Consider the following 14449-nt stretch of genomic DNA (forward strand, 5'->3'; position numbering starts at 1 on the left):
GACACTGTGGTCATATACATTATTATAGATAACATTTGCAATGGCCAGCTTACCAAGAAGATGGTCAACATCTAGTAAATGATGCGATGCTTCCGACAACCGCACTAATTAGTGGATGGTATTCTGGTGCTAACTGGGTGGATAGGGCTTTCTAAAAAGCCAAGCACTGTCAAAGATTATTTGGCGGCACTTGGCTTTTTAGACACCCCTATTTCAGTATTGACGGCAGAAAAAAAAGGTAATGGACACCATTTAATTAATACTGGTAATTGTGTATATTTGGGCTATACCGGAAGTACCCATGAGCTCAATATTTGGCATTATAAGTAAACATAGATTCGTCGAGCAACAGAAGTTACAAAATATGCAGGCCAGGCTGGATCATTGGGCGGCCGATGCGTCAGGGCTCTGGCAAAGTAACCGGGTTGGTCTCGGACATCTGATGCTTCACAACACGCCGGAATCACTTCATGAACATCTTCCGCTTTACAGCAAGGATACAGGATTGGCTATAACTGCAGATGGTCGCATAGATAACCGCGAAGAACTGATAATAAAGCTTAACCTACCCCAGCATCCAAAGGATCAACCTGCGCCGGATAGTACACTCATACTGGCAGCTTATGAAAAATATGGCGAAAACTGTGTAGACCATCTGATTGGCGATTTTGCATTTGCTATCTGGGATGAAAAAGCAGAAAAGTTATTCGTGGCGCGGGATCATATGGGTATCCGACCGCTTTATTATTATGAAGATGATGATTTATTTGCCTTTTCCTCTGAAATTAAAGGATTACTCGCAATTGGTATTAACGAAGAAATCAACGAACTCTACCTTAAATATTTACTAGCTGGTCTTCACACCCGGGAAAAAACCTGCTATACATTTGTACAGAGGCTATGTGCAGCTCATTGCCTGAGCCTGGAAAAAGGCAAAATAACTACCAGAAAATATTGGGAACTTGATACAACTAAAGAAACCATATTTAAAGACCCTGAACAATATGCAAAAAGGTTTTACGAATTGCTTGAGCAAGCTGTAAAATGCAGGACCAGATCGGCATTTCCGGTTGGTTTTGAGGTGAGTGGTGGTATGGACTCAACATCAATTGCCTGTATCGCGGCTAAACAACTCCATCTTGCCGGAAAAAGTACAATAGGAGTATCATTCCAAAGGCCGCCCGATCTTGAGTTTCCGGAATTAACTAACAAGGAGTCTTTCTATGTTGAGGAAGTAAGAAAATATGCGCCCCTTGATTATCTTGAAGTGTATATTGACGGAGATTATACGAGAGATTCGATTAATGAAATCAAGGTCAATTTGGAAAGGAATGACGGCCCCTGCTCTCATCTTGATATCGGATTCCTCCATATGAAGCAGTTAAGTCAGAAACACGGGGTACGCAGTATATTATCAGGTTATTTGGGTGATCATATGGCTACCTGGTGGACTAAGCATCCCTTTTACCTGGAATATTTGTCTAAGTATAAGTTAATCCGTTATTTCAGGGAAGCCTGGAAAATGAAGCAGGTAAATTTTGCTACAAAACTCCTGTTGCGCGTAATACTTCAGAAGCTTTTTCCGGCATTTGTTTTATCGCTAGTGAGAAAAAAAAGAAATAACGACATTAAAAACTCCCCAACGAACCTGTTGCTGCCCCAATATTTCGATGAACTTGCCGCTGATATTGAGGATGATTTTTATAGATTGCCTAGCACTTTCAGAGAAATTCAGGTAAATGAAGCTACGAATGACTATTCATCGCAAAGAATGGAGGGAGAGATCCGATCTACAAAAGAGATGAAAATGGAAATTGCGTATCCAATGGCCGATATAAGGCTTATAGAGTACGTACTAAGTGTCCCGGTTGAATATAAAGTGACCGCAGCAAATCGCCGAAAACTCTTTAGAGAGGCCATGGCTTACAAAATACCGGCATCTATTCTTAATAATCATCTTAAAATGGCGATTCCGGTAGGGAATACGACACGAAAATGGATGAAGCGGGCAGAAAGTATGCGAAGCTGGCTGAACGAATTGCCTGACCTAAATAATATCCTTCCCTACCTTAACAAAGACCTTTTTCTGGATGCCTATAAAGAAACCAGCATTGATGAACTGGAAAAAAGAATTTTATCTATGAAACTTCCGACTAAGCGAGTGGCGGAAAGCATAATTATTTGGAAATTAAAAAAAACTATGTAAATTTATTAAAAAATTAGTACTAAATAAATATACATAATATGCAAGTAGATCCTAAAGAAAATCCTGATTCAGAAAAACCTGATTCAAAAAAGCTGTGGGTAGATCCCTCACTAACGATTATTCCAAGACAGGCTGTTCAAAGTGGCCCTACCCGTGGATCAGAAGATACTGATATATCACCATCCTGATTTTGGTGTTTAGTTTCTTCACTGTATGATACCATACCACATTTCATTTAATACTATCGAAGGTGAAGTATTTTGGGTCGACATTGGCTTATCAAAATTTGATAAGCCATTTTTTGACCATGTGATTGAGGATCATATCAGCATTTTAGAGGCAGGTCATAAGACCTTAACTACCTCTACTGAGACGCTTTTAAATTCAGCCTTACTTCTCCCTGCTGTTCCGCCATCTGGATTTGTTTTTCATGTATCACGCTGCGGCTCCACGCTTCTTTCAAATGCTTTGCAGCAAATTAAAGGAGCCACTGTTATATCCGAAGCCGGAATTTTAAACACATTATTTCAATCGTACTTACTTTCCAATTCTTTGGCAGATACACAGTTTTCCAAGGACAAGGTTAAGCAGTTTATACAATCGGTAGTCACCCTTCTGGGGCATTCACAAAGTGAATGCGATCGATTATTCATCAAATTCAGCAGTTGGAATATACTGTTCTTACCACTTATCCGGGAAATATGGCCGGATGTTCCCATAGCTTTTGCTTTTCGTGACCCTTTCCAGGTAGTGGAGTCGTTAATCCGTGCCAAACCGGGTTGGTCCAATTTGTTCCTAAATCCAGAACTTGTTTCGGCTATGCTTCGCATCAACAAAAAAGAGGTAGCCACCTGGGCCTACATAGATTTTATTGTCAACATACTATCAGGAATTTACAATGCCGGACAGGCTTTGGAACATAATGCGCTATTCATCCACTACAGCGAAGACAAAGTGCTACATATTAAGCAACTATTTGATCATTTCAATGTTAGCGCTGAAGAAAACGAATGGGCCGCTATACGTTCCGGATGTAATATTTATTCAAAAGACCCAAATCGGTCTTCTCATTACTTACAAAACGTAATGGTGAGCAGTTTTGTGCTCAATGAACGTGTAATGTCACTTATAAAAACCAAACTTTGGGAAGATTACATGAAGCTGAAGTCATTCGTTTCTGTCTAACCTTAAACATGCTCAAATGTTCAGGCTATTGACACAATTTCTAATATTCCGTGCTTAATCAGCAACCTGATGCCTTGTACTAATGCCGGATCGTTAAACTTGCCAGGCAGTTCGCGTATCATAATTTCCTCTGTTGTTAAAAGTTTGAGCAATAAGTCCTTTTGAGACAATGGGAAAGTTAATTTTGTGTCATAAAATTCTATTGTCACAAAGTCTTTGTGTTCAGTCAATGTAGGAGGTGGCTTCATACTACACCGCAGGCGGCTGTCTGGCGTAAGTTGCCTGTGATGTAATACATCGAAGAGGCGTCCCCTTGGTTCCACAAAGTTCTTGTTCTGTAATTCGGCATCATGCAGTGAAAGTCCGATGCTGAGATGCAGCGAAGGTTCATCAACCGAGATCGCCTCGTGAATGAATCCACAGGGGAGGTAAAGCGTGTCACCCTGCTTTAAAGTAAATTCATGGCTCGGGGCGGTAGGTGTCCATTTGGCTCTATCAAACGGCTCATGAGGGCTGGCAACGGGCATATCATATAATTTCCAGACTTTTGAACCATATACCTGTATCACAATTATTTCGTGCATGTCGTAATGCGGCCTGAATGCCTTAGATGCTGATGGCGTTAAATAACCGTTGATATTCAACTTTGCCTGGAACTGTTGGGCCAAATTTTGAGACAGCGCATACAGGGATGGAAAAGCCAGGTTCATTTGTTGTCCTACTACGGTGGAGCCATCGGCTAATAAACCAAATACTTTCCTGATATTAATTTTCTCAAGCGTCCTGTTACCAAAAGTACTTTGATTTACATAAAAGCTTGTGGGCAATTCCATGCCATCTTTCACAACTCTTATACTTGGATAAATCAGATCCTTTCGCTCCAGATAATCAGCCATGCTTTCAATGGACAGCAATTCTTTAAAAAAATCCGGTTGGTCGCGCTGAATAAGAAGCGGTTGGCGTTTAAAGAAATCGACATAGAAAGCTTTGGTTGTGACAGGAGCAATAAGCTGCTCGAAATTTTGCTGCATATAGTTCATTTACTGTTCAACCTAGGTAAATAATGCATAACCTTTTCAACGAGCTGGGCAACAGTATTATCTGAACTTTTTCTAGATATCTCGTATACCGGAACCTTGGCAATAAGTGCCGAAATAGTTAAAAAATGCTGGCCGCGCATACCCATTGCATTGATCTGACCGGTCCGATAGGTTTGTGATTGAATTTTCATAAAGCTTGTCATTGGAGGCAGTGATTGAATGCTAACTTCTTCATTCCCGTTTTCAGCGGGGTTTAGCAGAAAAATTTTCAACACGGGCATTGAATCTGTCTGATAATTGGTGTGAATAAATTTTGAATACTTATTTACACCAGGTCTAATTTCCATGTCGGAGTCTGGCTTTCTAAGACCAAGCTTTTCAAAACTATCTTCCCAAAGCTTCATCATTGGGTATGTCGGTGATACTTTTACTTCATCAATTGCATTTTCGCACTTTAGTATACATACATCATCCGAAAAGATTTGGTATCCTCTTGCCTGGAGTGAGGCAGCTATTGTTGACTTACCCGCGCCAGAATGTCCGCAAAACAAAACAACACCACCTTTGACACACACAGCTGATGCATGCAGCATTATTTCATTCCGTTGGTGAAGTATCGCGGCCATAGCATTACTAAGCAAAAACAGTCGTACACTCTTTTCGTCAGATTCTTTGGAGGGGCTTACCACAATTGATTTTCCCGACGACACATAATAACGAGCCACGGGAAGCCAAAGCAAGTATTGATCAGGTGATATTGAGCAATTGCTTTTATGTACCACTTTGTCACCTGCGATAGCCGATGGAGTTTCACCATAACTGATCTTTAAATCAGGTTCATCCACGAATTCGCGCGGAAGCAATTCGGGAAATTCCAACTCCGATTCAATATGAAGGCCGTAGCCCCAATAACGATACATATTAATTCTAACTTCGTCTAAAGTAAGTATTCGTTTTCTATTTAACAACTTCCATAAATGGGAATTGACCCATCCAATTATCCAATCAAGAACAGAACTGTTTTTCTGCGAAGGCTGGAATTAAATAACAAATAAACGGTGTCACGATTGAATATGGCAGAAACTCAATAAGGCTCTTCTTTACAGCAGAGAGCCTTAAATTGTTGGTTATCAAACTCATAGTTTATATTTATTGTCAGTTCTAATCGATAATCTGTTAGATTTGATATTGGGTCAATTACCCGCTTATACTATGAGTAAATATAAGTACTTTCTCGTAAGTAACCAATAGTAAAATAAAGTAAACTTACTTATCTATACGACATTGAATAGCCTGTATGAAAATGGCATATAAATTTTGGGGGCAATAATTTTGTGAGTGCTTCCAATAATCCTCATCGGGAGCGTCGAATGCAACGCTTAGCGTTTTTTTCTGAACGCCCGATAACATAAGTTACTTCCGCAACTTTTTTGTTATGGCGCCCAAAAAGTGGTCGTGGGCGGCACTTACGGTTCTTTTCGAATGCAAGTGGCTCGTAACGCTCATAAAGGCTACTGTACATAAAATCAAAATTGCTGTTATCGATAAATAACAATCCGGACACATTTAATTTAGCATCTAGGAATATGAGCCTTCCAATTACCTTTTCGAAGGTCACGCTTACCGCCATTGGCGATACCAATATCAAACCTTTATTGACCCGAATGTCTGACCTGAATATACCACTTAAAAGAAGTGTAAGGTCGTTCATTATAGAGACAAATAAATTAAACGCTTTACTATTCCTTTTTCCTAAACGAAAATATGCAAGATTATGATATTACACCCTCGGCAAAAGCATTCTTATCTAAGACCAGAGATATAATTCAAAAAATTATTTATTGCAAGTAATTATACTATCTTTTGATTATACTATCTTTAAAGATTAAAATTAAGGAATAATGATCACTCCTCAATCTCTGATCATACGGAATGACCAGCAGTTCCTGACAAGCGAACTTAGTAATGAACTCCTTATGATGAACCTGGATACTGGCAATTATATACTTCTAAATGAAGTAAGTGCCGATGTCTGGAAATTGCTCGAACAACCCCTACGTGCTGAAAGCATTGTTGATAAACTGGTAGATATTTACACCATTTCAAAAGAGGATTGCTTGCAGAAAACATTTCTTTTCTTGAAGGAAATGGCAGATAATGAACTGGTGTCTGTCCGGTAATATGCTTAAAAATACCTTTAGGAAAACCGTAGGTTTTCTTGAATCCCTTTTTCATTAAAGCTGCTATTTATTGAAGCATTCCTGACCTCCGGGTGGGTGAAACTTACGCTTATATTTTTCGAGCCAGGCAGGTTGGCAGGGGGGCGCGAACTTTGGAACTCCTGCAGATACTGACCCAGCAACTTTGGAACTCAGAAAGCAGGCGGATCTCGTACTTGGTCTTGGTAATAGTTATGCCCCCTGGCCTGCTGAATGTTATACCCGTGCGCTTACAGGTAAACTGCTTCTTAAAAGAAGAACGATTGATTCTACTCTATAGATTGGGTTAAAAAAGATGATAGCGGTAATTACAAGGGACATGCCTGGTTGCGCTCCCGAGATACTTATACTACCGGATAATACCAGGCCCAGGAATTGAGCATAAATTATATATTCAGTTAATGTTTACTTAATCTGAAGTAGCTTACCAGATTGTGGAAAATCACACAAGGGTTGGGCCTCAAATTATCTTTGAAATGGTCAACAGAAAGCGGGATTAGGGGCTGAATCGAAAGGTAATGTCCAACAGAGTATTAATAAATTACACAATTACGGGCACTAACCAGCTGTTAAGATTGATCTATATCTACCCCCGAAATTGCAGAAAACAAAAAAAGCACTCATTTCTGAGTGCTTTTGCGGACTGAATGGACTTGCAATCGAACCCTTGGTCCCATTTTTAACTTTTTTGGAAGATTTAAAAATCGGTTGAATATAATCGTTTGCTTATGGATTCCAATTCTGGGATTTGACATGCTAAATAGATAACTTAAATATGCGAGACTGTAAATTAAACTGTGTCAAGGTAAAATTTAGCTAAAATGTTAATTTTACTTTAAACACAGTTTTTTTATGGAACAGAATGAAGAATTCGAGCGGGTCGCCGCTGCGATTTGAAGAGTTTAAAAGGCAAGCAATTGCAGGGATGTATGCTGGGAAACCTTTTAGTGGAGAGAAAGGGATTTTTGCACCTTTAATGAAACATTTCTTGGAGGCCGCCTTAGCTGGGGAATTAGAAAATCATCTGTCAGAATCAAAAGCAAAAGGGGTAGCTAATCGTAAAAATGGAAAGACACAAAAGCAGGTAAAGAGTTTATCAGGAGAATTTGAACTGGAGAGTAACAGAGACCGTTCAGGGACTTTTGAGCCTATGATTTTACCTAAGAGACAGGTAATCATTACAGAAGAACTTGAAGCTAAAGTTATAGGATTGTATGGTTTAGGCATGTCTACCAGAGATATATCTTCACATATCAAGGAGTTATATCAAATGGATATTTCAGCTACCCAGTTATCAACGATTACAGACAAAGTAATTCCAGCCATGCAGGAATGGCGTAGCAGACCTTTAGAGAGCATCTACCCTATTGTTTTTATGGATTGCATACATTATAAAGTTAAGGAAGATGGGAGAGTGGTTTCGCGAGATATATACAACATCTTAGGAGTAGATTTAGAGGGGAAAAAAGATTTAATAGGTATGTACGTGGCTGAAACCGAAGGTGCCAAGTTCTGGCTTTCTGTTTTAACAGACTTAAAACGAAGAGGTGTAGATGATATCTTAATTGCATGCATTGATGGACTAAAAGGCTTTCCTGAAGCTATAGCTACTATATATCCCCAAACTCAAATACAACTTTGTATTGTCCATCAGATAAGGAATAGTTTAAAATACGTTCCTGAAAAGGATAAAAAGGCTTTTATAGCTGACCTTAAACTTGTGTATACTGCTCTAAACAAAGAAGAGGGTTTTAGACAATTAGAGGCTTTAGAAGCTAAATGGGGCAAGAAATACATCATTGCTGTTCAATCCTGGTTTACTAACTGGGAAAACCTATCAAGCTTCTATGAGTATGCAGAAGACATTAGAAGATTGATTTATACGACAAACCCTATTGAGGGTTTTCATAGGCAAGTCAGAAAAGTCACTAAAACTAAAGGCTCATTTACATCAGATACAGCACTTTTGAAACTGATTTATCTGGTCGTACAAAGAATCTCCCAAAAGTGGACGGGGTCGCCCAGACTATGCCTGTCCGAAATTGGAGTGTCACCTTATCGCAGTTATACATTATTTTTGGAGATAGAATGAAATTCCATAATTTTGAAAAAACTCACTTGAAGCCAACTCCAAGTGAGTAGTAAAAATCCTTGACACAGTTCAGTTTACGCTCCCTAGTCATTAAATTTTATCACCCACAACACCTTCTTTTCTAACTAGTGCAATTTTTGCACTAGTTCCAATTTCAACAACTAACATTTCTATCTCTACCAAAAACTCAGCTATTGGTAGTTCACTACTATAAACTGTAACTTTATCTTTTTAAGAATCGCTTTAAAGTTTCTCCCATAGTTTCTGTTTTGGAATATGTGACAACCCTTAAACCATGTTGGAAATTTTTAAAAGCCGGTGGCATCAGCCCATAAACGGAAATGGCTTTACGAACCCTTTTAGTATCGAAACATATTTCTTTATAAACCTTGCGCAGTCGGATATTAAAATAAAACAGACACATTATGTCGGCAACCCAATAATTTAGTTGGGACTATCTAGCCAAACTTCTAATTTTGGAAAAATTACCGAAGAAGAAATTATGATGATTTATCTTTTCTTTACAGTTTTCCTGGATAAAATCCATTGAACTTCCCCTTTTTACTATTTCTTCCTAATGCCTTGTAACGAGCTCTACAATAGTCAAAATTTTAGTTTTCGTTTACATTTCCTGTATTTTCAATCTTTTGCCTGATGATTTGTTTTTCCCGCTCTATTTCAGCAATCAATTCATCCTCTGTAGGTAAGTATAACATGTACTTTGCAGCAAATATTGAAGAGTTATCATTCATTACGGAGTATTTTACAACTGTCTCACTTTTTTCGGTACATAATATTATTCCAACAGTAGGGTTATCACCTTCCGGCTTTTTGAGATCGTCAAACAGCCTTCGGTACATGTCCATTTGGCCAATGTCCTGATGGCTTAGTTTGCCTACTTTGAGATCAATAAGTACAAAACTTTTAAGCAGATAGTTATAAAATACGAGATCTATATAAAAGTGTTCCAGTTCAGTACTTATACGGTACTGTCTCCCTACAAAGGAAAACCCTTTGCCTAGCTCTAGCAAAAACTTCTGCAAATTATTTATCAGAGCAGTTTCGATCTCTTTTTCAGAGGCTGTGACTGGTTGTTCAATATTTAGAAATTCGAAAATATAAGGATCTTTGATAAAATCACCGGGAGTATGTTTTTCCAGTTTCTCACTATGGTGTAAAGCTTGTTTTTTATTGCCCGTTGTGAGCAGCCTTTCATAATAGAAACTGGTAATATTTCGCTCTAAAGTCCTTACACTCCAATTCTGTTCTGCTGCTTCTTTTAGATAGTATTCGCGGGCTTTCATATTTTCAACCCGCATAATCAATCTATTATGACTCCATGTCAATTTTCTACACACTGTGTAGAAAATCTCATAATCAGAGAAAGTTAAATAAAACTGTCTAAAATTATACAGGTTAGTAAACGAATACCCCCTGCCATATTTAGCATTTAATTCCTTTGATAGTTCTTTCAGTATGGCCTCTCCATAAGTAGCACGTTCTTTTCCCTGCTGTTCTTCTTCTACAATACGTTTGCCTGTCAGCCAATAGGCCTCTACCATAGCCGAATTAATAGCACTATATGCTTTCTTTCGGCCATCTTCTATTATGGCAACAATATCGGCAACTACATTTTTTATCATTAGCTATTTCTCCAATAAGTTTAATTACTCACTTCACAAGTTTATCGACTCCGGTTTTATTGTTCATTTTCATATCCGATATTATATTGAAGAAAATAGATATCGGCTTATTCTTTACTGTACTCATACTTCCTCTAATAACACCAATTCGGCTTATTTGCTGAAAAAACACTAACACAAAAGTAGAAAAATATTAGGTAACCTTATGCGTAATGGATTCCGGAAATCTTAATTAATAGGTCTTCATTAGTTGAAAGAATTACCGAATAGGCAAGTAAGAGAAAATATTTTTGTGAAAGCCTTAGATTATACCGAAAATAGAGACTGTAAATTAAACTGTGTCAAGGTAAAATTTAGCTAAAATGTTAATTTTACTTTAAACACAGTTTTTTTATGGAACAGAATGAAGAATTCGAGCGGGTCGCCGCTGCGATTTGAAGAGTTTAAAAGGCAAGCAATTGCAGGGATGTATGCTGGGAAACCTTTTAGTGGAGAGAAAGGGATTTTTGCACCTTTAATGAAACATTTCTTGGAGGCCGCCTTAGCTGGGGAATTAGAAAATCATCTGTCAGAATCAAAAGCAAAAGGGGTATCTAATCGTAAAAATGGAAAGACACAAAAGCAGGTAAAGAGCTTATCAGGAGAATTTGAACTGGAGAGTAACAGAGACCGTTCAGGGACTTTTGAGCCTATGATTTTACCTAAGAGACAGGTAATCATTACAGAAGAACTTGAAGCTAAAGTTATAGGATTGTATGGTTTAGGCATGTCTACCAGAGATATATCTTCACATATCAAGGAGTTATATCAAATGGATATTTCAGCTACCCAGTTATCAACGATTACAGACAAAGTAATTCCAGCCATGCAGGAATGGCGTAGCAGACCTTTAGAGAGCATCTACCCTATTGTTTTTATGGATTGCATACATTATAAAGTTAAGGAAGATGGGAGAGTGGTTTCGCGAGCAATATACAACATCTTAGGAGTAGATTTAGAGGGGAAAAAAGATTTAATAGGTATGTACGTGGCTGAAACCGAAGGTGCCAAGTTCTGGCTTTCTGTTTTAACAGACTTAAAACGAAGAGGTGTAGATGATATCTTAATTGCATGCATTGATGGACTAAAAGGCTTTCCTGAAGCTATAGCTACTATATATCCCCAAACTCAAATGCAACTTTGTATTGTCCATCAGATAAGGAATAGTTTAAAATACGTTCCTGAAAAGGATAAAAAGGCTTTTATAGCTGACCTTAAACTTGTGTATACTGCTCTAAACAAAGAAGAGGGTTTTAGACAATTAGAGGCTTTAGAAGCTAAATGGGGCAAGAAATACATCATTGCTGTTCAATCCTGGTTTACTAACTGGGAAAACCTATCAAGCTTCTATGAGTATGCAGAAGACATTAGAAGATTGATTTATACGACAAACCCTATTGAGGGTTTTCATAGGCAAGTCAGAAAAGTCACTAAAACTAAAGGCTCATTTACATCAGATACAGCACTTTTGAAACTGATTTATCTGGTCGTACAAAGAATCTCCCAAAAGTGGACGGGGTCGCCCAGACTATGCCTGTCCGAAATTGGGGTGTTACACTATCACAGTTGTACATCATTTTTGGCGATAGATTGAAATTTCATAATTTTGAAAAAACTCACTTGAAGCCAACTCCAAGTGAGTAGTAAAAATCCTTGACACAGTTCAGTTTACGCTCCCTGATAAGTTGAACTTTTTTATATTACCTTTTATGAAAACAGTTCTGATTTAAAATAAGATATAATCTCCAAATAATTCTTAATATTCATTTTCCTATTTAAATGCATCTATTGAATGTTGTTTTCAATTTTATTATACTCTATATGGGATAGGCAAATTTTAATTTTCTAGTTCTGAAAGGAGTGGATTTTTGGCGAATAATTATTAACCGTATTGAATAAATATTATATTGAAAGGGGCCGGTAAATAAAAATTCCAGTAATGATGACTAAACTTTAAGGAATTTTAAAGAAATTAGCATTATATGGTCTTAAAAATATTATATATTCTTTTACTATGATTTTAAAAGTAATATTTATAGCCCTCCATTTGTAATCTAATAAGCGAAAAATCTTTCTTTATAATTACTAAATTAAACTATTGTATATTATGATTATAGATATTAATGAGAGAAAAAAGAAAATTTCTAATTATCGGAATGAATTATTCAAACTTAGGCAAGAAAAAGGGATTAAGTTACAGCCCAGCATAGTACACCAATTGCTAGAGTTAGCTAATGCCATAAAACCATCAACAAATTCTTTTGAAAGAAGTCAGGACTTACTTACAAATTTGGCTAAAAGATGCACGTTTTATCATAGTTGTTCAAAATGGTTGTCAGCAGCAATCCATACTGATAGCAAGTACTTATATAGGATACAATCGTTTGAATCAACAGTTAAATACAATGAAATAAGAAAGAGAAATATATACAGAATAAATAAAGACGATATAGAACTTGAAGGTTTTTATAAAGAATCATATGAAAAAATAGTTAATAATTTTCATAGAAATAATAACAATTGGCAACATTTTGGAAATTTAATCACACAGTGGACTCCAAATAGAAGCTTTTCTTGGTGGACAGATTCTTTACCAAAAACAGATTTCATTCTTGAAAACGATAATTTTTTTTCTCCAGATCAGATAATTAATGAATGGGTGGTTGAATTGGCGCATAATATTGGTTTTCCAAATGATTGGCTATCCGAGAAAAGTCTTATTTTGAGAATTGAAGTTGATAAAGTAAAAGACCTATTATTTGTGCCAAGTGCTATAGACGCTTTTACTCAAGAGGTTTTTTCTCCAGTTGACGAAGTTACAAAACCTTCAGCAGGTAAAGCAATTAAAATCGACAAGACTTTGAGTACTGGATTTAATGAGTACTTAATACCGTTATTTGATATAAGCTTAATTGAATTTTTACCTGTTAGATTAAATATTAAAGCTGTTATTAATACTTTACCTTTTGCAAGCTTAGTGCCCCCAACAATTAATTTTCAACTTTATGAAGAGTTATTAGCATACCATAATTAACTTGAATGTCAATGGATTATAATAGATTAAATGTGGTTTTGACCAAAGAATTTTGGTTAAGTGAATGTATTAGTTTAATAGACGGTAATATTTCTGACCGATCTTTGGAAGAATTAGGCATAAGTGAGTATTTAAGGAGATATATTGAAAATTATGGCGATTTATTCGAAAGTAAAAGAAATCTTCAAATTGTAGTTAATGAAATTTCTAAGAGCTTCAATTATTTTGAGCCAGAGAAAATACTGATAAATTATGAAAAAATAGACCGTTTTTTAAATTTAATCTCTTCATTTGGTGAAGGGCAATATTGGTGCATTAATAGATTGATGAAAATTATTAATGATATATATAGTTATACTTTCAATAATCAAGATGCCAATAATAAAATTCTAAGTAAAGTATTGAAAAAGTGTATATTAATCTTAAACCACAACTTCAGAATATTACGTCTAAACAACCCAAAATATCTTAAGATTACATCATTTGAAACTATACCTTCCGAGATACTCCTATTTGAAGATTATTTAAATATTATCTATGATTTCTCGAAACTGCAAAAAATCGGTTTAGATGTTTTAGCACAAATACTAAATACTCTAATACAATTTGAATATGATAGAATTTCTTTCATCGAAGATAATACTTTTCTTGAACCATTTTTTATTGATAAAATATTTTCTGATGATGAGCTATACTCAGTAGTAATTGAATCATTTCTTAATTCAGAGAATATAGAGGCATATAATAATTTCGTTTTTTCTCTAGCATTAAATAAGAACTACAAGGATAAGTTTTTAGAATTTGTCAATAGCGCAGGAGTTAGTGAGAAGCCTTTGATTGAGACGAAACATGAAACAATTCAAATTAAGATAACAAACTATAAAGGGAAATCAATAAATACTATGCGGTTTGTTAAGGATTTGGTAAGAATAACCTATCTTTTTATGCAAGTTTCATATAATGTTCAGGGTTCCCATAAATAAATGTGTAT

General features: G+C 36.5%; 9 protein-coding genes and 2 pseudogenes. 8 read left to right on the forward strand and 3 right to left on the reverse strand.

Translation table 11 applies throughout. The annotated features are described in order from the left end of the window. Nucleotides 1–111: 111 nt before the first annotated feature. From MB380_RS15260 to MB380_RS15270, 3 genes are all read left to right on the forward strand, one after another. Entirely contained in the window at nt 112–330 is a 219-nt protein-coding gene (locus tag MB380_RS15260) for a hypothetical protein (protein WP_253526532.1), read from the forward strand. Beyond that, entirely contained in the window at nt 302–2206 is a 1905-nt protein-coding gene (locus tag MB380_RS15265) for an asparagine synthase-related protein (RefSeq protein WP_253526541.1), read from the forward strand. Before MB380_RS15260 ends, MB380_RS15265 begins: the two co-directional genes overlap by 29 nt. Nucleotides 2207–2419: 213 nt before the next feature. Then, a complete protein-coding gene (locus tag MB380_RS15270) occupies nt 2420–3391 on the forward strand; it encodes a hypothetical protein (RefSeq protein WP_253526543.1) in 972 nt (323 codons plus the stop codon). Nucleotides 3392–3411: 20 nt separating this feature from the next. On the opposite strand, the gene MB380_RS15275 is transcribed toward MB380_RS15270, so the two are convergent. Further along, entirely contained in the window at nt 3412–4422 is a 1011-nt protein-coding gene (locus MB380_RS15275; RefSeq protein WP_253526545.1) for a cupin domain-containing protein, read from the reverse strand. 5 nt (nt 4423–4427) lie between these two features. Continuing rightward, entirely contained in the window at nt 4428–5351 is a 924-nt protein-coding gene (locus tag MB380_RS15280; RefSeq protein ID WP_253526547.1) for a hypothetical protein, read from the reverse strand. Nucleotides 5352–6332: 981 nt separating this feature from the next. Between MB380_RS15280 and MB380_RS15285 the strand changes: the two genes are divergently transcribed. Next, on the forward strand, nt 6333–6611 hold the full coding sequence (locus MB380_RS15285; RefSeq protein WP_253526549.1) for a PqqD family protein: 279 nt from the start codon (nt 6333–6335) through the stop codon (nt 6609–6611). 901 nt (nt 6612–7512) lie between these two features. Continuing rightward, nucleotides 7513–8792, forward strand: a pseudogene (locus tag MB380_RS15290) (IS256 family transposase). Between the two features lie 561 nt (nt 8793–9353). On the opposite strand, the gene MB380_RS15295 reads toward MB380_RS15290, so the two are convergent. Then, nucleotides 9354–10385: a YhcG family protein gene (locus tag MB380_RS15295; protein ID WP_253526551.1), complete on the reverse strand. Its 1032-nt coding sequence runs from the start codon at nt 10383–10385 to the stop codon at nt 9354–9356. A 403-nt stretch (nt 10386–10788) separates the two neighbouring features. Between MB380_RS15295 and MB380_RS15300 the strand changes: the two are divergent. The 3 genes and pseudogenes from MB380_RS15300 (at nt 10789) to MB380_RS15310 (ending at nt 14441) form a co-directional block, all read left to right on the forward strand. Continuing rightward, a pseudogene (locus tag MB380_RS15300) lies at nt 10789–12068 on the forward strand (IS256 family transposase). 463 nt (nt 12069–12531) lie between these two features. Then, nucleotides 12532–13458 (forward strand): hypothetical protein, encoded by a 927-nt coding sequence (locus MB380_RS15305; RefSeq protein WP_253526553.1) that lies wholly within the window; start codon nt 12532–12534, stop codon nt 13456–13458. An 11-nt stretch (nt 13459–13469) separates the two neighbouring features. Then, a complete protein-coding gene (locus MB380_RS15310; protein ID WP_253526555.1) occupies nt 13470–14441 on the forward strand; it encodes a hypothetical protein in 972 nt (323 codons plus the stop codon). Nucleotides 14442–14449 lie beyond the last annotated feature (8 nt).

It is taken from the genome of Emticicia sp. 21SJ11W-3 (genome assembly GCF_024138715.1).
Taxonomy (GTDB): domain Bacteria; phylum Bacteroidota; class Bacteroidia; order Cytophagales; family Spirosomataceae; genus Emticicia; species Emticicia fluvialis.

Excerpts from the sequence above, each read along its gene's own strand:
- MB380_RS15280 (WP_253526547.1), bottom strand. The coding sequence starts at position 5,351 with ATGTATCGTTATTGGGGCTACGGCCTTCATATTGAATCGGAGTTGGAA.
- MB380_RS15305 (WP_253526553.1), top strand. The coding sequence starts at position 12,532 with ATGATTATAGATATTAATGAGAGAAAAAAGAAAATTTCTAATTATCGG.
- MB380_RS15285 (WP_253526549.1), top strand. The coding sequence starts at position 6,333 with ATGATCACTCCTCAATCTCTGATCATACGGAATGACCAGCAGTTCCTG.
- MB380_RS15270 (WP_253526543.1), top strand. The coding sequence starts at position 2,420 with ATGATACCATACCACATTTCATTTAATACTATCGAAGGTGAAGTATTT.
- MB380_RS15265 (WP_253526541.1), top strand. The coding sequence starts at position 302 with ATGAGCTCAATATTTGGCATTATAAGTAAACATAGATTCGTCGAGCAA.
- MB380_RS15275 (WP_253526545.1), bottom strand. The coding sequence starts at position 4,422 with ATGCAGCAAAATTTCGAGCAGCTTATTGCTCCTGTCACAACCAAAGCT.
- MB380_RS15295 (WP_253526551.1), bottom strand. The coding sequence starts at position 10,385 with ATGATAAAAAATGTAGTTGCCGATATTGTTGCCATAATAGAAGATGGC.
- MB380_RS15310 (WP_253526555.1), top strand. The coding sequence starts at position 13,470 with ATGGATTATAATAGATTAAATGTGGTTTTGACCAAAGAATTTTGGTTA.